Here is a 22748-nt window from a genome sequence, read left to right as displayed (position 1 = left end):
GCCGGAGTTCGGTCTTCTCCCTGCGGGCCGATCTCACGGAGCTGCCCCAAAAGTTAACTGGGGCAGCTCCTTTTTTTCATCGTAAACGGTGGGATAAACCATTCACTTTTCATAAGAATTTGGAGAAAAGGACTTAGGAGTTATTGCACGCCGCAAGTTTTGCCAGATTATGTGCTATACACAATAGACCCCATTCGATCTTTACCTTTTTGAGTCCGCGAAGCAAAAAGAATGCCATGGAACGCCTGAACCGCGAAATTCGCTGGCGGGAAAGGGTAGTAGGGATTTTCCCCAATGAAGAAGCGGCGTTGAGACTGATCAGGTAGCAGCGCTCATGGAGATAGACGAGGAAGGCTCTACCGGCCACCGCTACCTGGACATGACGGAGTACTGGACATGGAGGCAGGAGCAGGAACGAACAGTTAAAGCCGAAACCAATAATACCGGGAAAGGGGCAGCTTAACAAGCCTCAAAGGCTACCAGAGGGATTTTTACACACAAAATTGGACTTGACCGTATGAGATCATCCAGACTCATCGGAAGCATTAGTTGGTTCATTTGATATGGCTCAAAGATTACTTTTCCGTTACCCCTCTTCATGTTTCTATTTTGCTGCATTTTGCTGCCTTATGTGGAGAAAAGGGGCTGCCTCTTTTGGGACAGCCCCGTTATTATTGGAGTCGATTGGTGCGTGCTCGTTTGCCCCTGAGCAAGAAAATCACTCGGTTTTTGCAAGGAAAAAGCTGGCTTAGGGAAGAATTGTAGTAATATGTCCGTGGCCTGGTTTGTTAGTTTCTTTCCCAGGCCGGTGCGGGGCGAGAGACGGCTCTCTCTTTTGCTAGTTATAGTCATTTCTCGTCATTCAGATGGCGCGTTTGCTTTTCGGGACGGTGGGGATGGTGATAACTTGGCCGAGCAGCGTTTGCAAAAGGTGCTGGCGCGAGCTGGAGTGGCTTCCCGCCGCCGAGCGGAGGAGTTGATTCGCTCTGGGCGAGTGAAAATCAACGGTCAGGTAGTGCAGCGGTTAGGGACCAAGGTGGACCCGGAACGGGACACTATAGAAGTGGATGGTAAGGAATTAGCGCTTATCCCGGAGCGGAAGATTTACCTGGCTTTTTATAAGCCCCAGGGCGTGGTTACCACGCTGCACGATCCTCAAGGGCGGCCTCAGGTAACCGATTATCTCCAGGGGATTTCTGAGCGCGTTTTTCCCGTAGGGCGGCTAGATTACGATAGCGAGGGCTTGCTTCTGTTAACCAACGACGGCGAACTGGCCCATCGCTTGCTGCACCCTCGCTTTCACGTTCCCAAGACTTATCTAGTCTGGGTGCGCGGGAAGGTGGGCAGGGAGCAGCTTCGGCGGCTGCGGGAGGGAATGGAACTGGAAGACGGCCCTACTTTGCCCGCTGATGTGGTTATCAAGCGAAGCGCGCGGGGGGAGACTTTGCTGCAACTCACCATAAGGGAGGGTAGAAAGCGGCAAATCAGGCGGATGCTGAGAGCTCTGGGCTACGAGGTGAAGCGCCTCAAGCGGGTGGCCATAGGGCCGGTTTGGCTGGGCCCTCTGCGCCCGGGTAATTGGCGACCACTTACCCCCCGGGAAGTGGAGAAACTTCGCCAGGCAGCTGGATTTATTGGAACGGGCAAGGAAGGATCGGGCGGCTGAATCGAACGCTGGCGGTGGGGAAATATTTACCTTAAAGGGCTAAAGGGGGTATATAGATGGCTATGAGCTTAGTACGGGAGGAGAACGCCGCTAAGGGTTTAAAGGTTAGAGTCCGACTGGATTTCCGGGGTACGGGTCGATCGGGGCGTCTTTTTTTCGGGGGCAAAAACAGCGAGAAAATGGCTGAAGAGGCGCGGGAGCAGCAAGCAGCTTACTTCCGGAACGTTCCCTTTCAAGGTATTAAGGTGGCACATATAGATATGAGCCAAGAAGTGTACACGGTTTTCGACGAGTCGCAGGGGGGAGAAATAGCTTACGCGCCATTGGAAATTACGGTGGATGCGGACGGGGTAGAGGACTTGGTTCGCTTAGTTTTTCGCGAGGAGTTCCGCAAAATAGAGATTTTATCCCCGGATGAAGTGGTACTGAGCAAATACGAGTTGGAAAGAATTTTTTACCGCATAGGGGAGGAGGTTTTACGTTACCGGCAGAAGTTAGAAAGGAGGTTGGAGGGGAGATAGCGGCGAGAAAGGAGTGGCTATCGATACCAGTAAGAGGGATAAGAGGAGCAATAACCGCTCGGGAGAACACGCGCGAGGCCATTCTCGAAGCCACCGAAGAGCTCCTGGTAGCCCTGGCCGAGGCTAACGACCTGAAGGTGGAGGATATTGCCAGTATTTTTTTTACTTTGACCCCGGATCTCAACGCTGAATTTCCCGCCTTGGCGGCCAGGGAGCTGGGGTGGCACCATGTTCCCTTGTTATGCACCACCGAAATCGGAGTGCCGGGATCCCTGCCTAGAGTAATAAGAGTGCTGGTTCTGGTTAACACCGACAAAAAGCAAGAGGCGATCCGGCACCTTTATCTGCGGGAAGCTGTTCAGTTGCGTCCCGATCTTACGCCGCGCCGTTGATCCCGGCAGGAAAGAAGGTGGCAAGGCTCGAAACACTAAGAAGATTAACGGTTGGAGAAAGAAAAGGTCGAAAGGGCCAGTTCGATGGCTTATTATACCGAAAAGGTTGAAACCTCGGTACGCAAGGTTCTCTTCACCACCATAGTGGTAGTGGGGTTAGCAGGGGCACTGTTGCTTCTTTATTTTGCCCGTTACACCCGGCATCACCAAGAGATCTTTCGGAGCGAGATGGCTCGGGAGTTAGATGCTGAGGGGCTTAGCGGAGCTTTGGTTCTAGGCAATACCTTAGGACTGTACCGCGGTATATTGCACGCCGTATCCCAGGAACTGGCCGATCATGGCCCCGAGGAACGGGATGCCTTGGTAGAACGCTGGGCCCAAAGCCTTAAACCCAACTTGCGCTTTTATTATGTGCGGCCCAGCGATGGTAAGGTGATGGGTTCAGCTTTTCCCTGGGGGCAGGATGGGCGGAAAGAACGCTGGTATAGCCAGGCGGTGGAACGACACAGTTTAATCACTCTTTCTTCCCTTCGTGATCCCGTCAGCGGCGATTTCTATGTCTTTATGGCTACTCCAGTGTATCATAATAACCAGTTCTTAGGGGTGACGGCTCTAGCCGTATCTTCGGCAAGTTTCTGCCAATTGCTCTCCGGTCAGTGCCCTTGCCGGCTCGGTCAGCTGGGGGTGCTGGATGGAGATGGATACGTGGTAGCCTGGTCAGGTCAACACCACGATTTAGTCGGTTCGCAATTGCTGGACGGAAACTCTTTCTCCGATCTTTTAGTTATACCTCACGGCTATGGTGGAAAGTGGGAGCTCCATCTCTTCGAGGTGCCCGGTTGGAAGTGGCGGGTGGCGGTGGTGGTGGACCCGGCGGCGGTTGAGGCCAAGGAAAGGGAAATTGTTCTAACCTCACTGGCGGTGGGAAGTAGTACCTGGTTATTATTGGCTCTCTTTTCTTTCTCCGTCTTCACTCTTTATTTTTTCTGGCAGCGCAAGCAACTTTACTTCTTGGCTGCTCACGATTTTCTGACCGGTTTGCCCAACCGTTACTCTTTGGAAATGGAGTTGCACGGGTTTATAGCCTCACTTTCTGGACCGGGCTCTCCTCGGTCGGGAATGTTGCTTTTTCTAGATCTGGACCAATTTAAGCTAATCAACGATACTATGGGACATACCGCTGGAGACCGGGCTTTGCGAACGGTAGTGGAAAGAATGTGCCGAGTTCTCCCAAGAAAGAGGTCGCTGGCCCGGCTGGGGGGAGATGAGTTCGCCGTGCTCCTGGAGGATGTTGATGTGGCGGAGGCAGAAACTCTGGCAGCGCAACTGCGGGAGGCGGTTTGCTCTTCTCCGCTGCTAGTGCAAGGGCGACCGTTTCCTCTGGGGCTGAGCGTGGGTATCACCGCTGTGACCGAGAAGGACACCCCTTTGCAGGTGCTGGCTCGAGCCGACGAGGCGCTTTACTTGGCCAAGGCTGAAGGGGGTAACCGCACGGTTTACCTGCCCCCCGAGCGGAGGGAAGCTCTGCGAGAAGGAGAAGACTGGCTCAGCCGTTTGCAGGACGCTCTGTCGCACGGGCATTTCATTTTACTCTATCAGCCTATGGTCAATTTGCATACGGGCCAGCTCTGCTGTTGCGAGGCGCTACTCCGCTTGAAAACTAAGGACGGAAGGATGCTTTTGCCGCACCAGTTTCTCCCGTACGCGGAGCGCTATGGTCTCCTTCCGCGCATTGATCGCTACGTGGTGGTTCGTGCTTTAGAATACTTGCTCGATCACCCCGGCAACCGGGTCTTCGTTAACCTCTCCTCTCACTCTATTGGAGACCGCGACTTTATTGGTTTTGTCAAGGAGCAGCTGGAGGCCAAAAAGCTGGATCCTACGCGTTTGGGTTTCGAGATTTCGGAGCAGGCGGTGGTACGGAATCCGATTAAAGCTAAGGAGTGGCTTAAAGGGCTTCGCCGAGTCGGCTGCCTCCTGGCCATCGACGATTTCGGTGCCGGCCATTCTTCATTTAGCTGGTTGGTGGAGCTCCTTAACGATAATGTGCTCGACGTTATTAAAATAGCTGGGCTTTTCATAAAGGATTTAGATACGCAGCCCGCTATGCGCGCGTTGGTACAGGCCATTGTCACTCTTTCGCGAGCGGCGCACAAAGAAACGGTGGCCGAGTGGGTGGAGCGGGAAGAGGTGTTAGAAATTGTGCGCGAGTTGGGGGTGGACTGGGCGCAGGGCTACTGGTTCAGTCCTCCTCTTTTCCAATGCTCGCAGAAAAACCTTGGTCGCTGAGCTTGAAAGAGTGTGAGTGGCACCGTTATCATATCTTTAAAACTTGCATGATCAGGTGGCGAGGTAAAAAAATAGCGATGCGCGTTTTGATAGGCTCGGAGTCCTTTTCCCCTAATATATCGGGGGTAGCGGTAACCACGTTCAATCTTGCCGCTTATCTAGCCCGCCGGGGCCACGAGGTGACTCTTATGGTTCCTTCACCTCGCTTCGGCAATTTTACCGAGGTTTTTCCTGAGGGTTTTCACGTGCTGCGGGTGGCTTCGGTTTGGCATCCCTTTCGCAAAGGCTTTCGGGTTACGGTTTACCCTTTAAACTTGGCCCGGCGCGTAGTGCGCCAGTGGCGTCCTGATATCGTGCATTTGCAAGACCCCACCTCGATAGGGTCGGCTTTGCTCAAGGCAACCCAGGAGGCTGGCCTCCCGGTAGTGATCAGTCACCATTTTACTTTGGAATATGTATTAGCTTATCTCTGGTTTTTACGCCCCTTTCATAAATCTCTGCGGCGCCGGCTCACCACTGCTATGGTCCGATTTTACAATCAGTGCCGGCACGTCATTTGCCCCAGTGAAACGGTGCGGCAGAGTTTGCTACAGGCAGGGGTAGCGGTCCCAGTGACCGCCATCTCCAACGGCGTGGATCTCGACCGTTTCTTCGCCTATGAGCCTCCCCTGGCCGCTCGTTTGGCTTTCCACTTGCCGGCCAAGCCCCTAATCCTCTATGTGGGACGGATGGATCCGGATAAAAGCCTGGATACGCTTTTTAAAGCAATGCCCCTGATTTTAGCTCGCCACGATGTGCATTTCGCTCTTTGCGGAACGGGCAATCTGAGAGAAAAATTCGAGCGGTTGGTAAAAAAAGACGGATTGGCTGCCCACGTTAGCTTTTTGGGGCCCTTTGTCAATCAAAGCGATCAGCTTCCACGCTTGTACCAGTTGGCCACCTGTTTTGTTATTCCTTCTGGGATCGAGTCGCAGAGCATCGTCACCCTGGAGGCCATGGCCTCGGGGCTGCCTATAGTGGCAGCTCGAGCGGGGGCACTACCGGAATTGGTTACCGATGGCGATAATGGTTTTCTTTTCACACTTGGCGATCCGGAAGATCTTGCCGCTAAGGTTGATGCTTTGCTGGCGGATGAGAAAAAGCGGCGTAAAATGGGGAGGAGAAGTTTGGAAAAGGTCGTAACCCATAAGTTAGAAGCTAGTATGGCGCGCATAGAAACTATTTATCAACAGGTGGTTAGTAATGGCTAGTTCTAAACTATACGTGGCTTTGCTGGCCGTGGCTCTTATGGGCGGGGGGTACATTTACCACGGTTACTTTTACAGCGTTTTGCCTCAACCCGCTTACCACCTCTTGCGCGACATGCCGTCACCCACCGCGGCCGATCGCATCCTTTACTTTTCTCCTCATCCCGACGACGAAACTATAGCGGCGGGAGGATACCTTTGTTTGGCTCAGAGGGCAGGAGCTCAGATCAGAGTGGTTTTGGCCACTGACGGTAATAAGCACGGGCTTAAGGATATTCGCTATCAGGAGTTCCGCCGTGCCACCGCTGCCTTGGGTTTACCCGAGACCTCCTTGGTGTTCTGGGAATACCCGGATGGTTGCCTCAGCTCCTATTGGCTGCCTTTACAGGCGCGAGCAGCCTGGGAGATAGATCATTTCGGCCCTACGGTCATTCTTTACCCTCACCCTGCTGATCACCACCCCGATCACGCTGTGCTAGGTAAGGTGGTGGAGGAGGTGCTGCGCGAGAAAGGCTATACTGGCAAAGAATTGCTAGCTTGCCGTTATTTGGTGCATCATCGTTATTTTCCGCAGCCCCGGAGCTTGGCTCGCCAGGGGTACTTACTTCCTCCGGTAGCGATGCTCAGCTTGGATCAGCAGTGGCTTAAATTTCCCTTGCCGGAAGAGGTGCTGCGATGCAAATCGGAGGCTATCGATCAGTATCGGACGCAGCTCCGCAATCCCTTCTTACGCCCTTTGCTGCATAGCTTTATCCGTCGCAATGAACTCTTTGCTCGCTGGACGCCTTAGCCCGCTTCGCTCTAGCATGAGATTTCCGGGGGGTTACGCTTATTTGGGAATATCTAGGCTTAGCTGGTATCTTTCTGAGCGTGGCCGTGGAGAATTTAGGCATACCATTTCCCACCGAAGCTGCTTATGTGGCTGCCTGTGCTCTAATCGAGCGAGGCTATTCTTATCCTTTATTGTTGTTGGTGCTCACCATCGGGCACCTTACTGGGAGCATCCTGGCTTACTCTTTGGGCTGGGGTATGGAGAAGTGGGTGCGGCGACGATTGACCCATAGGGAAGAATTTATCCGGCTGGCCGACCGGTTAGAGCATTGGTATGGCCGTTATGGCGTCTGGACGGTTTTCGCTTGTCGTTTCGTGGGTTATGTGCGACCCTGGTCCTCTTTTGTGGCCGGGTTTGCCCGTCTCCGGTGGTTGGGGTTCGTGTTGGCCACCTTTTTGGGTACATTAATTTTTAATCTGGGCCTTCTGGAGCTTACTCGCCGCTTCCTCTCTCTGTGGAGCTTTTCTGCTTCAGCGCGGTGGGCGGTGATAGCGGCTATTATTTCCTCAGCGTTCTTTTTATTGGTGTTGCGTTATTACTGGCAGGGTCGGCGAAAAAAAAAGCTTTGAGGCTTTGTCTTTTGTATACTTCCCTTTCTCCTGTTTTCTTGCCCTAAAGCTTTAAGTTATAATAATTTTTGCAGTTATCGGCCTCGCGCAGAGCCAGAAAAGCCATACTTTAGGCTTTTAATTTTTTGCTTCAGGGGGTTGGGGGTAAAAGATGCGACCTCTGAGAATCACCGATACCACACTACGCGATGCGCATCAAAGTTTATGGGCTACTCGGATGCGTACTGAAGACATGCTGCCCATACTGGATCGTATCGACCAGATAGGTTACCATGCCCTGGAGATGTGGGGCGGAGCTACGTTCGATGTGTGTTTGCGTTATCTATACGAAGACCCCTGGGAGCGCTTGCGCGAACTCAAGAAGAGGGTCAAGCGTACCCCTTTGCAAATGCTTTTGCGCGGGCAATCGCTGGTGGGTTACGGTCATTATCCTGACGATGTGGTGGAAGCTTTTGTCAAACGGGCCGTGGCCAACGGCATCGATATCATACGTATTTTCGACGCTTTAAACGATATTCGCAATCTGGAGTTTCCCATCAAAGTGGCGATAGAGGCGAAGGCTCACGTGCAGGCTACCGTGGTTTACACTTTAAGTCCGGTGCACACGACCGAGCATTATCTTGAGACGGCTAGGAAGTTAGAGGATTTAGGAGTGCACTCGATCTGCATCAAGGACATGGCTGGTTTGCTAGCACCCTACCGTGCTTACGAGTTGGTCAGTCTTTTTAAGCGAGAGCTTTCCATTCCCGTAGAGGTGCATTGCCACTATATCGGTGGTTTGGCTTTGGCCGCCTACCTTAAAGCCGCCGAGGCGGGAGTGGACGTGGTCGATACCGCTTCTGTGCCCCTCGCCTTCGGCGCTTCTCAACCTCCAGTGGAGACGCTGGTGCGGGCGCTGCAGGATACACCTTACGATACCGGCTTGGACTTGAAAGAACTCTTTGCAATCGCGGAGTATTTTGAGGAGGTACGTAAGAAGCGGGGATTCGAGCGTGGGGTGACCCGCATTCACGATATGCGGGTGTTCGAGCATCAGGTGCCCGGGGGCATGATTTCCAACCTGGTAGCCCAGTTACAGGAGCAGAAGGCTCTGCACCGCTTAACCGAGGTGCTGGAGGAGATCCCCCGGGTGCGGGCCGAACTCGGTTATCCCCCTTTGGTTACTCCCACCAGCCAGATTGTAGGAATACAGGCGGTCCTTAACGTGCTCACCGGGGAGCGCTACAAATTGGTGCCGGAGGAAGTGCGCCGCTACGTGCAGGGATACTATGGGCGCCCGCCTGCTCCTATCGATCCTGAGGTGCAGCGCAAGATTCTGGGCGATCGCAAGCCTATCGACTGCCGCCCGGCCGATTTGCTGGACCCGGTGCTGGAGAAAATGCGGGAAGAAATTAAAGATTTGGCCACTTCCGAAGAGGACGTGCTCTCTTATGCTCTTTTTCCCCAAGTGGCACGTCGCTTCTTCGAGCTCCGCCAGAAGGGAGAGCTTACTCGAGCCGTGGAGCGGTCTCGTAAAGAAGAGAATAAAAAGGGGCAAACTTCCAAGGAGGCAAAGAGCGAGATGAACATCAAAGAGATAAAGGAATTGTTGCGCTTGCTAGAGGAGAGCAATGTAACCGAGTTTTCCTTGGAGAGCGGTGGGATGAAATTGACCATACGCAAGGGAATGGTCACGGTACCGGAGAAACTGCCGGAGGCCAAGGAAGATTCGGCTTTGCCCGCTCCGGCGAAACCCCAGGAGGAGTTCTACGTGGTGCGAGCTCCTATGGTAGGAACCTTTTACCGTGCTCCTGCTCCCGATGCGCCTCCTTATGTGGAAGTGGGTGATCGGGTGGAAAAAGGACAGGTGCTTTGCATCATCGAAGCTATGAAACTGATGAACGAAATTCAGGCGGAAGAGGCGGGCGAAGTGGTTGAGATCTTGGTAGAGAACGGGGAGCCGGTAGAATACGGCCAGCCGCTTTTCCACCTTCGCCCCAGGAAGTAAGGAGTGTAGCGATGTTCAAAAAGGTGCTTATTGCTAACCGGGGAGAAATCGCCTTACGCATCTTGCGGGCCTGCCGGGAAATGGGTTTGAAAACGGTAGTGGCTTATTCCGAAGCCGATCGAGAGAGTTTACCGGTACGTCTGGCTGATGAAGCTGTATGTATCGGCCCGCCTCCAGCCAGTCAAAGCTACCTTAACATCACCAATATTTTGAGCGCGGCCGAAGTAACCGGGGCGGATGCCATCCATCCAGGTTACGGTTTTTTAGCCGAAAGTGCTCATTTCGCTGAAATTTGTTCCACTTGCGGACTCACCTTCATAGGACCTCCTCTGGAAGCTTTGGAGAAAATGGGGGCCAAGGCTTTGGCTCGTCAGACAGTGGCTGCGGCCGGGGTGCCCGTAGTTCCCGGCTCGGAGGCGGTGGTGACCGAGATTAAAGAGGCTCAGCGGCTGGCAGCCGAACTGGGGTACCCGGTTCTGATTAAGGCTTCGGCTGGTGGCGGAGGCCGGGGAATGCGAGTGGTGCATACACCGGCTGAATTGGAAAAATCCTTGGCTGCCGCTCAGTCGGAGGCAGAAGCCGCTTTCGGCAATCCGGAGGTTTATCTGGAGAAATATTTGGAAGAGCCGCGGCACATCGAGTTTCAAATTATCGGTGATAAGTATGGGCGCGTGCTCTATCTGGGTGAGCGAGACTGTTCCATTCAAAGGCGTAACCAGAAGCTCCTGGAAGAAGCTCCTTCCACGGCTCTCACTCCTAAATTACGCCAGCGGATGGGCGAGGCAGCGGTAAAAGCGGCGCAAGCTGTGGGCTATCATAGTGTAGGTACGGTGGAGTTCCTTTTGGACAAGCACGGCAATTTTTATTTCATCGAGATGAATACCCGCATCCAGGTGGAACATCCGGTCACCGAGATGGTAACCGGGTGGGACCTGGTCAAAGAGCAAATCCGCTTGGCTAACGGGGAAAAATTGCGTTGCACGCAGGAAGAGGTGCGGCTTTCCGGATGGGCCATCGAATGTCGCATCAATGCCGAGGATCCTGAGCGCCAGTTCACGCCTTCTCCTGGGCGGATAAGCGCTTACCTACCGCCGGGCGGCCCCGGGGTGCGGGTGGATAGCGCGGTTTACCCCGGCTATACTATTCCTCCTTACTACGATTCCTTAATTGCCAAACTTATTGTTTGGGGCCGCGATCGCGAAGAGGCGATTGTTAGAGCGGAGCGGGCGTTGGAAGAGTTTATTATCGAAGGGGTCAGCACTACTATTACTTTTCATCTTAAAGTGTTACGCAACGCTTTCTTCCGGCGGGGGGAGATTTACACTAACTTTGTGCAAAGACGAATTTTAGGTGAGTAGAGCGTTTTAAAGCATGGCGGTAAAGGAAAGACTCTGATATAATGGAAACAGTATTTTAGGGAGGTGATGCTAATTGGCCAATACGGAGACGGGCCAGGAGATGCGGAGCGAACTAGGAGCGGTACGCATAGCTAACGAAGTGGTAGGGATCATTGCGGGGCTGGCAGCCATCGAGGTTCCTGGAGTAGCAGGAATGAGCGGTGGGATCGTCGGTGGTATAGCAGAAATGCTGGGCCGCAAAAACCTCACCAAAGGCGTTAAGGTAGAGGTGGGTGAGCGCGAGGCAGCCATTGACCTCTACGTGGTGGTGAATTACGGAGTTCGAATAGCCGATGTGGCTTCTCAGATTCAAGCCAACGTTAAGCGGGCTGTGGAAGACATGACCGGCTTGGCCGTGGTGGAAGTCAACGTTAACGTCCAGGGAGTGGTTTTCCCAGAGGAGACTCGCGTGGAAGAGGAGAAACGTCGGGTACGATAAGTTTGAGGGGTGATGTTTTTGAGACCGTTAGACCGCGGTCTCCTTTTTCTGTATTCCTTAGTTGGCAGCGCTGCAGCATCGGTTCTCCTTCTGGCGCTGGGGGGCTGGGCACCGGCTCTGGAATTGCTGCGGCTGGTAGGAGATCCCGTCCTCCGCTGGGGTCTTATTGCCAGTCTGGCTGGTTTCCTCCTTGTAGGCTTGTGGCTCCTTATAGTGAGCGTTTCCCCCGGAGGAAAGTCGGTGGGCTCCCTAGCCGTGATCGACGAGGGTCCTTTGGGCGAAGTGAAGGTGGCTTTGACCGCGGTGGAAAGCCTGGTGGTGAAGGTAGTTAGCTCTTTCCCCGGGGTGAAAGAGGTTAAACCAAAGGTGATGGCGTCACCGGAAGGAATCGCAGTGGAGGTGCGCCTACTCGCCACGGCCGGTATAAGTCTTCCCTCGCTAGCGCAGGAAATCCAAGAGCAGGTGCAGCAGACCGTAAAAGAAGTTACGGGGCTTGATCTGCAACGGGTGCGGGTGGTGCTGGAGAATGTGGTTACCGCTAAACCCCGGGTAGAGTGAGGCGAGAGCTTATGGAGTGGGAACAGTGGTGGGAATGGATTAAAGAGCATCGCGGCAAGATCCTGGGAGTGGGCCTGGGGCTGCTTTTCGGCTGGTTCGCCATCGTTTACGGCTTTTGGAAGGCTCTGTTTGTGGCTTTGTGCGTGGCGGTAGGCTATTTCTTAGGGAAAAAAGTGGACGAGCAGACCGACTGGAGGCGGTTGTGGGATCGGTTTTTCCGACCCCGGTGAGATGTGAACCATGAGCCGACGCAAAGCGCGAGAAGCAGCTCTTATGGTGCTCTTTCAGGTGGATGTTGGGGGAGCTCTGCCGGAGGAAGCGTTGGAGCGCACCTTAAAGGAGTGTCGTCTAGGCGGGGAGGCGTGCGAGTTCGCTGCTCGGCTGGTGCGGGGGACGCTGGATCAGCGGCTGTTTATCGATAACCTGATAGGCGAGTTAAGCCAAGGCTGGCGCCTGGAGCGCATGAATCGGGTGGATCGCAACGTTTTGCGCTTGGCGCTTTACGAGCTCCTCTGCCAGCCGGAGATCCCGCCAGCGGTAGTTATCAACGAGGCAGTAGAGCTTTCTAAACGCTACGGTGGTGCGGAATCCCCCCGTTTCGTTAATGGTATATTAGGCAGGGTAGCTGAGAACCTTGCCCAGTATCGGGCGAGATGGTTAGGTACACTGAGCCCGCCATTCTGACCTCTCGCCCCTTTCTTTTTCCCGCTGGTACAGCAATGACCGGTATTCCAGCCCTATCCTTTTATATTTTAGTGCAAATACCTAGCAAGGGTGGTGAAGGTGGGGAGTGGCAGTTTTATTAGCGGGAAAGGAGATAGCGGCCCAAATCCGGGAGGAAGTGCGGGTAAAGGTGGAGGAGTACCGGGCCCGAGGGATAATTCCCCAGCTGGTAGCGATGCTAGTGGGCGATAATCCGGCTTCAGTGCTTTATGCCCAAGCTAAGGAAAAAGCTATGCAGAAAGTGGGCATACTTTACCGGTTGGTGCACCTCTCTTCCACGGCTAGCCAGAAAGAGGTGGAGGACAAGCTAGGAGAGTTAAGCGCTGCACCCGAGGTCCATGGTATTCTTCTGGAACTCCCTCTTCCCGGCCACCTTGACCGAGATTCGCTTCTGGCCAAATTATCTCCTTGCAAAGATGTTGACGGGCTCACCTACGAAAATCAAGGCCGCTTGTTGGCAGGCACCGAGGGACTTTTCCCCGCTACCCCTCAGAGCTGTCTGGCTATCTTGGAACACCACGGTTTGAGCGTTGCCGGACGGCGGGTGGTGGTGGTGGGCAGAGGGGCAACGGTGGGGCGACCGCTTCTTCCCCTCCTACTCCAGCGGGACGCTACGGTTACTGTCTGTCACAGCCGTACCCGGGATTTGGCTTACCATACCCGGCAAGCCGAGGTGTTGATTGTGGCCGTAGGCCGGCCGCGGTTCATAACTGGCGACATGGTAAGTCCAGGAGCGGTGGTGGTGGACGCCGGGATTAACCAAACGGAGGCGGGGACTTGTGGTGACGTTGACTTCGACTCGGTGGCGCCAGTGGCCGCTTATCTCACGCCGGTCCCTGGTGGGGTGGGGAGTTTAACCACAGCTATCATTATGCAAAACTTGCTCCGGGCCCTGTCTTTGCAGGGCTACAGGTAGGGGGGATAAGCTTGGGCGTCTTGGACTGGAGTTTAGGTCAATTCTTGCAGGAAGCCGCTTCTGCCAGTCCCACTCCAGGGGGCGGGAGCGTAGCTGCTCTAACCGGAGCTCTGGCAGCTTCCATGGTTTCCATGGTGGCCAACCTTACCCTGGGCAAAGAGAAGTTTCGGGATGTGGCCCCGGACATGGAGCGGCTAAGTCAGCGAGCGCGAGCGGTCATGGATGAACTGGGCCAACTCCTGGAGGCAGATATGGCGGCCTTTCAGGCTTATATGGAAGCCTTGCGTCTGCCCAAGAGCACGCTGGAAGAAAAGAACCACCGGCGTCAGAAGCTACAGGGAGCTCTACAGCGAGCTGTTGAGGTGCCATTGAAAATAGCCGAGCGCTGCTTGGAGGTGCTGCACCTGGCGCACGAGGCAGCCGTCAAGGGTAATGAAATGGCGGTTAGCGATGCTGGGGTGGCCGGCCACCTAGCCTGGGGAGCGCTGCAGGCCGCGCTTTTGAACGTAGATATCAACCTTCCCTACCTGGAAAATCGCTTTTTAACCGAGGCGGCAAGACAACAACGGGAAGCGTTGCTGCAACGAGGACGGCGGGGGTGGGAGGAGGTGACTGTTGCCGTACAGGCGAAGATGGTAAAATAAAAGCATGAAAAAGATAAGATGTGTATTGAGTCGGCGGGAACGCTGGCGTAGAGTAATTTTGGGTCTCGTTCTCCTGAGCCTCACTACTTTGTCCTTTTGGGGACCGCGGACGCCTTGGGCCTGGCTTGGCCTCGCTGGCTTGGTTCCCCTATGGGTGGGAATCACCGGTTACTGACCGGGAAAACATTAGGCACCCGGGGGGTGTAGGCGCGTGCAGCGGCTTTCCGAAGCCCAGAAGGTAGCCTTTTTTTCTGTATCGCTCAATCTCGCGGTAACCGTTGCCAAAGGAGTGCTAGCTTTTCTCACCGGCAGCGCAGCTCTGTGGGCGGAGACTTTGCATAGCCTCACCGATCTAGCGGCCAGTTCAGCTACCTGGGTGGGTATCCGGCTGGCGCGGCTTAAAAGCCGGGCTTTTCCCTGGGGCTTATACAAAGTAGAAAATCTGGTTTCGCTACTAATAGCGGGCGCCATCTTCTTCGCCGGGTACGAGATTTTTCGCGAGGGCGTCCTGGGAACTCGACAGGTAGATCTTACCAATCTACCAATAGCCATACCAGGGTTAGGAGTCATTATCGCCGCGGTATTCCTTTTTTCCTGGTACGAGAGGGGCAAAGGGGAAGAGTACAATTCTCCTGCTCTTAAAGCCGACGCCTTGCACCTGCGGGCCGATTCGGTTTCCGCCCTAGTAGTGTTAGTGAGCTTGGTGGGCGCTTATTTTGGTTTCCCCTACCTGGAGAAAGGGGCTACGGTGGTGGTGATTCTTTTCCTCCTCCGGGCGGGGGGGGAAGTGATGTTAGACGCCTTGCGAAGCCTCCTGGACGCTTCGGTGGATCACGCTACACTGGACAAGATCCGCGAAACGCTGGCTAAAGATCCTCGCGTGAGCAGTATCAAGCGGGTCATGGCTCGCAATTCCGGGAGCGTGATTTTTGTGATGGCCGAACTCACTCTCCGTTCTCATAGCCTGAAAGAGGCGCACGCCGTGGCCGATGAGCTGGAGGCTGCGGTGAAAGCGGAGGTCCCTAGCATTGAGCGGGTGACTATTCACTACGAGCCGGTCGAGGCCGATCATTTCACGGTGGCTGTCCCCTTGGAGGATATGCGGGGTAAGGTTTCCCAGCATTTTGGCGGAGCGTCGTATTTGGCCCTGCTCAAAGTGGACCGGCGCACCCTGGAACTCAAGGAGCAAGTGGTTATTCCCAACCCCTTTGCGCGCGAGGAAAAGGGCAAGGGAATGAAGCTGGCTCATTTCCTGGTGGAGCGTGGGGTGGACGTGGTGCTCAGCCGGGAGTCTCTGGAAGACAAAGGCCCTTACTACCTATTCGAAGCGGCCGATGTTCGCTGCCACGTTATCGATCATCCAGATCTGGCAGCAGTGATCGAGAACCTGAGCGAGCTTTTGGGGAGGGACAAATCAGCTGCATTTCGAGATAGTGGCGCAAGAGGCTAAGGCGAGGTGGGGGCGCCTTTATACCCCGCACGGCGTGGTCGACACGCCCGTTTTTATGCCGGTGGGGACGCAAGCCACGGTAAAAGGGCTGGCCTCGGAGGAGCTGGGAGCTCTAGGGGCACAAATACTCCTTTGCAACACCTATCATCTTTATCTGCGTCCCGGCTCGGAAATAGTGGCCCAAGCCGGGGGTTTGCACCGTTTTATGCACTGGTCGGGGGCCATTCTTACCGATAGCGGAGGCTTTCAGGTCTTGAGCCTGGCTCCCCTGCGTCGCCTTTCCGATGAAGGGGTGATTTTTCGCTCCCATCTGGACGGCAGTTCGCATCTTTTCACGCCGGAAAAGGTGGTGGAGATTCAGGAGCAGCTGCGACCAGATATAGCCATGGTATTGGATGAGTGCCCACCTTATCCTGCTTCCCGAGAAGCGATCGAACATGCGGTGCGCCGCACCTCGGCTTGGGCGCACCGCTCGCGCCGGGCCTGGAGAAGAGAGGAGGTGAGCTTTTTCGCCATCGTGCAGGGCGGCGTTTATCCCGATTTGCGGGAGCGTAGCGCTCGCGAGCTGGTTCAGCTCGATTTCCCCGGGTACGCCATCGGGGGGCTCAGTGTGGGAGAGCCTAAGGAGCTCACTTACGCAATGCTGGACTACACCTTGCCTCTACTGCCCGTTACCAAGCCGCGATACCTGATGGGAGTGGGGACCCCTGAAGACATTCTTGAGGGGGTGGCGCGAGGGGTGGATATGTTTGATTGCGTGCTACCCACCCGCTTGGGGCGTCACGCCACCGCCTTTACTCAGCGGGGGAGGATCAACCTGCGCCGGGCCGCTTATCTCCGCGACTTCGGCCCGTTGGAGGAAGGCTGCTCTTGCTACACTTGCCGTCATTACACTCGGGCTTACTTGCACCATCTCTTTCGCGCCGGGGAGATGCTGGGGCCCCGCTTGGTTACCTTGCACAATCTTCACTTTCTCTTTCGCTTGACCGAGCGCATAAGGGAAGCTATTGCCTCTGGGACATTTCACCGGTGGTATCGCTCGCTTAGGAGGTAAAATTTTTGTTGGGTGGAACAAAAGGATTTTCTTTGCCGGCAACGAAAGATAACCTTGTTAAGAAAGGAGGGTTTTCATGCCGTCGCAACAGCTGATCTCTATTCTGTGGTTGGTCGCTATCGTGGCTCTTTTTTATTTCCTTCTGATCCGGCCCCAGCAGGTTAGACAGCGTAAGCACCAGGAAATGATCAAAGCCCTTAAAGTGGAGGACCGGGTAGTGACCGTGGGAGGGATCATAGGGACAATAGCCAAAATCAAGGAAGACACCGTAGTGCTCAAGGTGGCGGACAACGTGCGCATCGAAGTGCTAAAGCAGGCTATCGGCCAGGTGCTGACTCCGGGCGAGGAAGGTGGCCGCGAGTAAGGGAATGCGTTCTTCCGGCTATAAGGTTTTGACGCTGCAAGATATCAAGAAAGACCCTCTCCTGGATGCTTTTATCCGCAAAGGCAACCAATTCTTGGGAGAAATGGGCTTCACCGAGCACAGTTTCCGCCACGTCAACCTGGTAGCCACCATTGCCCGTAACATTTTGGAGCGCCTGAACTATCCTCCCCGAGAGGCGGAGCTCGCGGCCATAGCTGGCTACTTGCACGACATCGGTAACGTGATCAGTCGCAATGACCATGGCATTTCCGGAGCTTTGATTGCTTTCCAAGTTCTGAACGAGGCGGGGATGCCGCCGGAAGAGTTGGCCGTGGTTATTTCCGCTATCGCCAACCACGAAGAACAGTATGGGCAGCCAGTGAATAACGTGGCCGCCGCCCTGATCCTGGCTGACAAGTCGGACGTGCATCGCTCCCGGGTTCGTAATCCCGATCCGGCCACTTACGATATTCACGACCGGGTGAATTACGCCGTGGAGCACTCCTTCCTCTGGGTGAACGAGGAGAGGCGGGTTATAACTTTGGAGCTAACCATTGACATTCAAATCTGCCCGGTGATGGAATACTTTGAAATTTTCCTCTCCCGGATGGCCCTGTGTCGCCGGGCAGCTAAGTTCCTGAAGGCCGATTTTGAACTCATGATCAACGGGGCCAAGCTATTATAGAGGGGGAAAAAGAGTGCGCTGGAATAAGGTGCTGACCCTTTTATCGGTGGTGGTCGTGGTAGGGGTGGTGATGTGGTTCTGCTTCGATCCACCAATCAAGACGCTACCCTGGTTTCCTATCACCAAACACGTGCACTTGGGGCTCGATCTGCAAGGGGGGGTTCACGTGGTTCTCCAGGCGGTAGACACCCCGGAGGCCAAGGTGACGCCCCAGGCTATGAAACAGGTGCTAGCGGTCTTGCAGGAACGGGTTAACCGCTTTGGCGTTACCGAGCCTCTCATCCAGCAGCAGGGCCCGCGCCGAGTGATCGTGGAGCTCCCAGGAGTCAAAAACCCGGACGAAGCTATTAATACCCTTATCCGCACCGCTTTTCTGGAGTTTAAAACCGAAAGCGGCCAGGTCATCGTCACCGGCCGGGACTTGAAGGAAGCGCGCGAGGGGATCGATCCCACCAATAACCAACCGGTGGTCTATTTAACCTTCAATGCCGAGGGCGCCAAAAAGCTGAAGCAGGCTACCCAGGAAAATTTGGGGCGCCCCATAGGCATCTACCTGGATGGCAAGCTTATCCAGAACCCTGTGGTGCAGTCGGTGATACCCGATGGCAAAGCGCAAATCACCGGTTACCATTCTCTGGAAGAAGCGCACCGGATAGCAGTGCTTTTGCAGTCTGGAGCTTTGCCGGTCAAGCTGGAGATTTTGGAGAAGCGGACTGTTGGCCCCACGTTGGGAGCCGATTCGTTGCACAAATCGCTTTACGCCGGGGCCATAGGCATAGCGGCCATTTTGATCTTCATGTTGCTGTACTATCGGGTACCGGGAATTATTGCCGATTTCTGCTTGGGAATTTATGCTTTGCTGGTGCTCCTGGTTTTTGTGGCTCTCAAGGCTACCATGACCCTTCCTGGGATAGCCGGTTACCTTCTGAGTTTTGGCGTTGCGGTGGATGCCAACGTGTTGATATCCGAACGCATAAAGGAAGAGTTGCGAGGCGGCAAGAGCCTGCGGATGGCGGTGGATCACGGTTTCAAGTATGCTTTTCGCGCCATCTTCGATGCCAATGTGACCACCGTTTTGGGAGCCATGGTGCTATATTACTTTGGAACTGGTCCCATCCGTGGTTTCGCCCTGACTCTAGCCATAGGTGTGGCAGCCAGCTTCCTGACGGCGGTGACTATGACGCGCTGGCTCCTGCGCCTGGTCTTGGAAACGGGGCTTATCAAAAACTCCAAGTTTTACGGGGCTTAAAGGGGGTTTAGGCTCTTGCGCTTGCATTTCGTACGGTGGCGCTTTTTGTGGTACGCTTTATCGTTAGCCGTTATCTTGCCGGGCCTGGTTTCCCTCGCGACCAGAGGGCTGCACCTAGGCATAGACTTTACTGGAGGCAACCTTTTAGAAGTGGAGTTTCACCAGCCGGTGGAACTGGCCACGGTGCGGCAGGTGGTGAACACTTTCGGCTTGCCGGATGCCATGATCCAAAAAAGTGGCACCTCGGTTTTTCTTATTCGCACCCGTCCCCTGGAGGAGAAGCAGAGCCAGGAATTGGTCAAGGATCTGGAGCAGAAAGTAGGAGCGCTTACGCTTTTGCGCTCAGATAAGGTGGGGCCGGTGATCGGCAAGGAACTCACCCGCAAGGCCTTTTTTGCTTCCTTGATAACTCTGGTAATTCTGCTGGCTTATCTGGCTCTCCGCTTTGACTTTACGCAGGGCGTGGCGGCCATTCTGGGGTTGGTGCACGATGTGCTGGTGGTGCTGGGGATCTTCTCGCTTTTGCAGCTGGAGGTGGACAGTTCCTTCGTGGCCGCGGTATTGACCACTCTGGGCTATTCTTTGCACGATACGGTGATAGTCTTTGACCGGATCCGGGAAAATATAAAGATCCGGCGGCTCTCCGAGCCTCTGGGTGACGTCATTAACCTCAGCATTTGGCAAACTCTGACCCGCTCCGTCAATACGGTTATGACGGTGCTTTTTGTCTTGCTGGCTCTTTATTTCCTGGGCGGCGCCACGCTGAAAACTTTCGTGCTGGCCCTGATTATCGGTGTAGTCAGCGGGGCTTACAGCTCTATCTGCGACGCCAGTCCTTTGTGGTACGACCTGAAGCATTGGCGTGAGAAGCGGCGGGCTGGGGCAGCCAAGGCGGGGAGGGCGTAAGCGTATGGCAGCGGAGCGCATCATTGTCTCGGTGTTGGGTAAGGATCGAGTGGGAATTATCGCTGGGGTGGCTTCCGTCTTGGCCGAGCACCAGGTCAATATTCTGGATATAAGCCAGACCATTTTGCAAGAGTTTTTGGCCATGATCATGATCGCTGATATAAGTCGCTGCCCCGTAGATTTACCCACCCTCAAAGAGCATTTGGCCGCTAAGGGGAAAGAGTTGGGAGTCCGGATCGATGCCCAGCACGAGGATATTTTTCTCTATATGCACCGCATATAGGAGGTCGGACGATTGTTAGCTATTCAGGAAATTTTGGAAACTATTAAGATGGTTCAGGAAGAGAACCTAGATATCCGCACCATCACGTTGGGTATAAGCCTGCGCGACTGTGCCGATCCTGATCTTCAGCGCTGCAGCTGCAAAATCTACGATAAGATAACCCGCTTGGCTGCCCGTCTGGTGGCGGTGGGCAACGAGATCGAGCAAGAATACGGGATTCCTATCGTCAACCAGCGTCTTGCCGTCACTCCCATCGCTTTGGTTGCCGAAGCAGCGGTTACGGAGGATTATCTATCGCTGGCGCAGACGCTGGAGCGGGCGGCTCAGGCCGTGGGGGTAGATTTTATCGGCGGTTTCAGCGCCCTGGTGCATAAAGGTTTTACCCGAGGAGATCGCTTGCTGGTGGAATCCATTCCCGCAGCTTTAGCTGCAACGGAGCGGGTTTGCGCTTCGGTCAACGTGGCCACCACTAAAGCAGGTATCAATATGGACGCGGTGGCACTTATGGGACATGTCATTAAGGAAACCGCTTTGCTTACCGCTGACCGCCAGGGCATTGGCGCGGCTCGCCTGGTGGTATTTGCTAATGCTCCGGAGGATAACCCTTTTATGGCTGGAGCTTTTCACGGGGTGGGCGAGCCGGAGTGCGTGGTGAACGTGGGTATAAGTGGGCCGGGTGTTGTCAAGAGGGCGGTAGCTAACCTTCCTGCGGGTGCTCATCTGGGAGAGTTGGCGGAGGAGATCAAGAAAATGGCCTTTAAGATCACCCGAATGGGGGAGTTGGTGGGCCGGGAGGCGGCACGCCGCCTGGGGGTGAGTTTCGGGGTGGTAGATCTTTCGTTAGCTCCCACGCCGGCGGTAGGTGATAGTGTGGCCGAGATTTTAGAGGCCATGGGCATTGAACGCTGCGGAGCTCCGGGAACCACGGCGGCCCTGGCTCTCTTAAACGACGCTGTGAAAAAAGGTGGGGCTATGGCGTCGTCTTATGTAGGTGGTCTTTCCGGAGCCTTTATTCCGGTGAGCGAGGACGAGGGAATGGTTCGGGCAGTAGCGGCAGGAGCTCTCACTCTGGAAAAATTGGAGGCTATGACCTCGGTCTGCTCGGTGGGGTTGGACATGATTGTGATCCCCGGCGACACCCCTACCTCTACCATCGCTGCCATTGTAGCCGATGAGATGGCCATAGGAGTGGTAAACAATAAAACCACCGGGGTGCGGGTGATTCCGGCACCGAATAAGCAGCCCGGCGATTGGGTAGAATTTGGGGGGTTGCTGGGACGCGCTCCGGTTATGCCGGTGAATCGTTTTTCTTCGGCGGCTTTTATCGCTCGGGGAGGACGAATTCCTGCTCCCATCCAGAGCCTTAGCAACTGAGGGGGTTTAGCACTGCGCTCTCTCTGGCCGGTTATCGTAGTGGGAGCGGGACCGGCTGGAGCCCGCTGCGCTACCATCTTGGCGCAGGCTGGCCTCCCGGTGCTGCTCCTAGAAAAGTGTCATTTCCCCCGCTTTAAGCCTTGTGGTGGTGGCCTCACTCTCAAGGCAGCTGAGTTTTTGCCTTTTTCTCCTACTCTGGTAGCGGAAGAGGTAATCCGAAGGGCGCGTTTATGTCTTCCTGGCGTGGAGCCCCTGACCATTACCTGGAATCAACCGGTTGGGTTTCAAGTCCGCCGCGAGCTCCTGGATCAACGGCTGGCAGAGGAGGCCAGCGCGGCGGGGGCTTTTTTGCTCCAGGGCCAGGAAGTTGTAAAGGTGGAGGCGGTAAACGGCACAGTAACCCTGACCACTGCTACGGGCAGGTGCTACCGGGCAGAGTTGGTCATCGGGGCCGACGGTGCTTTGAGCCGCGTGAGGCGGGGGCTGCGTTCCGATTGCTATCGGACACTAGCCCTGGTCGGTTACTCTCCTCTGGCGCCTCCCTTACGGGAAGACCGGGATACCATTCTCATCGATCTCACCGTTCTGCCTCACGGCTATGGCTGGGTTTTTCCCAAAGCGGATCACCTTAATGTCGGGGTAGGGTCTTTTCTCCCCTATCGGGGCTTGCGCCTTTGCGGAGAAGCTTTTCTGTCCCGCCACCGGCTTACGGTTCCTACCCGCTGGCGTGCCCATCCACTGGCCCTGGCTGGAGCGCGGACGGAACTAGGACAGGGACGAGTGTTATTAATTGGGGATGCGGCGGGGCTGGTCGATCCCTTGACCGGGGAAGGTCTGTACGCTTCCTGGTTAAGTGCGGAATTGGCGGCTCGCTCGGTGCTGGAGGTGGGGCCGGGGGAGCGGGCGGTGAAGCGCTACCGGGAGCAGGTGCAAGCGAGTCTAGGGCGGGAGTACCAGTTGGCCCAGCGCTTAGCACGGCTTTTGTACCAGTTTTTGCCTCTCATCGCCCGCTACTTCGTTTCGCGCCCGGAGCAGGTGGCTCAGTTTTGGGAATTTCTTTTCCGGGGTAGGTACAGAGAGCTCTTCCGTCAATCAGGGGCGCGGTACTGGGAGAGGTTGCTCCGTTGGTGACCGCGCTACGTTGCCTGCTAAGTTCGGGCGTGATAGACTGTTGGCGGCTGAAAATGAAGGGGGCATGAAAGG

General features: G+C 55.1%; 26 protein-coding genes. All 26 read left to right on the top strand.

Features of this window, described 5'->3' with window-relative positions:
* Positions 1-236: 236 nt before the first annotated feature.
* The 26 genes from ACTLLP_RS05850 to ACTLLP_RS05725 all read left to right on the top strand — a co-directional run bounded on the left by ACTLLP_RS05850 (position 237) and on the right by ACTLLP_RS05725 (position 22676).
* The gene (locus ACTLLP_RS05850; RefSeq protein ID WP_441057836.1) at positions 237-326 is read left to right on the top strand and encodes a transposase; all 90 of its coding nucleotides are present in this window, start codon (positions 237-239) and stop codon (positions 324-326) included.
* 8 nt (positions 327-334) lie between these two features.
* Positions 335-463: a hypothetical protein gene (locus ACTLLP_RS05845; protein ID WP_441057833.1), complete on the top strand. Its 129-nt coding sequence runs from the start codon at positions 335-337 to the stop codon at positions 461-463.
* Positions 464-769: 306 nt separating this feature from the next.
* A complete protein-coding gene (locus tag ACTLLP_RS05840; protein WP_441057830.1) occupies positions 770-1666 on the top strand; it encodes a pseudouridine synthase in 897 nt (298 codons plus the stop codon).
* A gap of 56 nt (positions 1667-1722) precedes the next feature.
* A complete protein-coding gene (locus ACTLLP_RS05835; protein WP_441057827.1) occupies positions 1723-2187 on the top strand; it encodes a hypothetical protein in 465 nt (154 codons plus the stop codon).
* Entirely contained in the window at positions 2100-2579 is a 480-nt protein-coding gene (gene aroH, locus ACTLLP_RS05830) for a chorismate mutase (RefSeq protein WP_441061676.1), read from the top strand. The genes ACTLLP_RS05835 and aroH overlap by 88 nt, the downstream gene beginning before the upstream one ends.
* A gap of 51 nt (positions 2580-2630) precedes the next feature.
* Positions 2631-4868, top strand: coding sequence for a bifunctional diguanylate cyclase/phosphodiesterase (locus ACTLLP_RS05825; RefSeq protein ID WP_441057824.1), 2238 nt, complete (start codon positions 2631-2633; stop codon positions 4866-4868).
* A 77-nt stretch (positions 4869-4945) separates the two neighbouring features.
* Positions 4946-6118 carry a glycosyltransferase gene (locus ACTLLP_RS05820; protein ID WP_441057821.1) on the top strand — a complete coding sequence of 391 codons (1173 nt, stop codon included), beginning with the start codon at positions 4946-4948 and terminating at the stop codon, positions 6116-6118.
* Positions 6111-6905, top strand: a complete 795-nt coding sequence (locus ACTLLP_RS05815) for a PIG-L family deacetylase (RefSeq protein WP_441057818.1) — start codon at positions 6111-6113, stop codon at positions 6903-6905. The genes ACTLLP_RS05820 and ACTLLP_RS05815 overlap by 8 nt, the downstream gene beginning before the upstream one ends.
* 80 nt (positions 6906-6985) lie before the next feature.
* Positions 6986-7516, top strand: coding sequence for a DedA family protein (locus tag ACTLLP_RS05810; RefSeq protein WP_441057815.1), 531 nt, complete (start codon positions 6986-6988; stop codon positions 7514-7516).
* A 151-nt stretch (positions 7517-7667) separates the two neighbouring features.
* The gene (accB, locus tag ACTLLP_RS05805) at positions 7668-9503 is read left to right on the top strand and encodes an acetyl-CoA carboxylase biotin carboxyl carrier protein (RefSeq protein WP_441057812.1); all 1836 of its coding nucleotides are present in this window, start codon (positions 7668-7670) and stop codon (positions 9501-9503) included.
* 11 nt (positions 9504-9514) lie between these two features.
* Positions 9515-10861: an acetyl-CoA carboxylase biotin carboxylase subunit gene (gene accC, locus ACTLLP_RS05800; RefSeq protein ID WP_441057809.1), complete on the top strand. Its 1347-nt coding sequence runs from the start codon at positions 9515-9517 to the stop codon at positions 10859-10861.
* A 100-nt stretch (positions 10862-10961) separates the two neighbouring features.
* The gene (locus ACTLLP_RS05795; RefSeq protein ID WP_441061673.1) at positions 10962-11339 is read left to right on the top strand and encodes an Asp23/Gls24 family envelope stress response protein; all 378 of its coding nucleotides are present in this window, start codon (positions 10962-10964) and stop codon (positions 11337-11339) included.
* 18 nt (positions 11340-11357) lie between these two features.
* On the top strand, positions 11358-11897 hold the full coding sequence (gene amaP, locus ACTLLP_RS05790; RefSeq protein ID WP_441057806.1) for an alkaline shock response membrane anchor protein AmaP: 540 nt from the start codon (positions 11358-11360) through the stop codon (positions 11895-11897).
* A gap of 11 nt (positions 11898-11908) precedes the next feature.
* Positions 11909-12127: a DUF2273 domain-containing protein gene (locus ACTLLP_RS05785; protein WP_441057803.1), complete on the top strand. Its 219-nt coding sequence runs from the start codon at positions 11909-11911 to the stop codon at positions 12125-12127.
* 10 nt (positions 12128-12137) lie between these two features.
* Positions 12138-12581 (top strand): transcription antitermination factor NusB, encoded by a 444-nt coding sequence (nusB, locus tag ACTLLP_RS05780; RefSeq protein WP_441057800.1) that lies wholly within the window; start codon positions 12138-12140, stop codon positions 12579-12581.
* Between the two features lie 106 nt (positions 12582-12687).
* Positions 12688-13536, top strand: a complete 849-nt coding sequence (locus ACTLLP_RS05775; protein ID WP_441057797.1) for a bifunctional 5,10-methylenetetrahydrofolate dehydrogenase/5,10-methenyltetrahydrofolate cyclohydrolase — start codon at positions 12688-12690, stop codon at positions 13534-13536.
* An 11-nt stretch (positions 13537-13547) separates the two neighbouring features.
* Complete coding sequence (locus tag ACTLLP_RS05770) at positions 13548-14180, top strand: cyclodeaminase/cyclohydrolase family protein (protein WP_441057794.1); 633 nt, start codon at positions 13548-13550, stop codon at positions 14178-14180.
* 211 nt (positions 14181-14391) lie between these two features.
* Complete coding sequence (locus ACTLLP_RS05765) at positions 14392-15630, top strand: cation diffusion facilitator family transporter (RefSeq protein ID WP_441057791.1); 1239 nt, start codon at positions 14392-14394, stop codon at positions 15628-15630.
* Positions 15614-16684 carry a tRNA guanosine(34) transglycosylase Tgt gene (gene tgt, locus ACTLLP_RS05760; RefSeq protein WP_441057788.1) on the top strand — a complete coding sequence of 357 codons (1071 nt, stop codon included), beginning with the start codon at positions 15614-15616 and terminating at the stop codon, positions 16682-16684. Before ACTLLP_RS05765 ends, tgt begins: the two co-directional genes overlap by 17 nt.
* Positions 16685-16760: 76 nt before the next feature.
* Complete coding sequence (gene yajC, locus ACTLLP_RS05755; RefSeq protein WP_441057785.1) at positions 16761-17048, top strand: preprotein translocase subunit YajC; 288 nt, start codon at positions 16761-16763, stop codon at positions 17046-17048.
* A 4-nt stretch (positions 17049-17052) separates the two neighbouring features.
* Positions 17053-17733 carry an HD domain-containing protein gene (locus ACTLLP_RS05750; protein WP_441057782.1) on the top strand — a complete coding sequence of 227 codons (681 nt, stop codon included), beginning with the start codon at positions 17053-17055 and terminating at the stop codon, positions 17731-17733.
* Between the two features lie 13 nt (positions 17734-17746).
* Positions 17747-18982, top strand: a complete 1236-nt coding sequence (gene secD, locus ACTLLP_RS05745) for a protein translocase subunit SecD (protein WP_441057779.1) — start codon at positions 17747-17749, stop codon at positions 18980-18982.
* Between the two features lie 15 nt (positions 18983-18997).
* Entirely contained in the window at positions 18998-19888 is an 891-nt protein-coding gene (secF, locus tag ACTLLP_RS05740; RefSeq protein WP_441057776.1) for a protein translocase subunit SecF, read from the top strand.
* A gap of 4 nt (positions 19889-19892) precedes the next feature.
* Positions 19893-20171, top strand: a complete 279-nt coding sequence (locus ACTLLP_RS05735) for an ACT domain-containing protein (RefSeq protein ID WP_441057773.1) — start codon at positions 19893-19895, stop codon at positions 20169-20171.
* Positions 20172-20183: 12 nt separating this feature from the next.
* Positions 20184-21545, top strand: coding sequence for a PFL family protein (locus tag ACTLLP_RS05730; protein WP_441057770.1), 1362 nt, complete (start codon positions 20184-20186; stop codon positions 21543-21545).
* Between the two features lie 39 nt (positions 21546-21584).
* Positions 21585-22676, top strand: a complete 1092-nt coding sequence (locus tag ACTLLP_RS05725) for a geranylgeranyl reductase family protein (protein ID WP_441057767.1) — start codon at positions 21585-21587, stop codon at positions 22674-22676.
* The last annotated feature ends 72 nt before the right edge of the window (positions 22677-22748 follow it).

Source organism: Desulfothermobacter acidiphilus (assembly GCF_052073645.1).
GTDB classification, from domain to species: Bacteria; Bacillota; Desulfotomaculia; order Desulfotomaculales; family Ammonificaceae; genus Desulfothermobacter; species Desulfothermobacter acidiphilus.
Note: the sequence above shows the minus strand (reverse complement) of the source record. Positions and strands in the feature narration are given on the sequence as shown.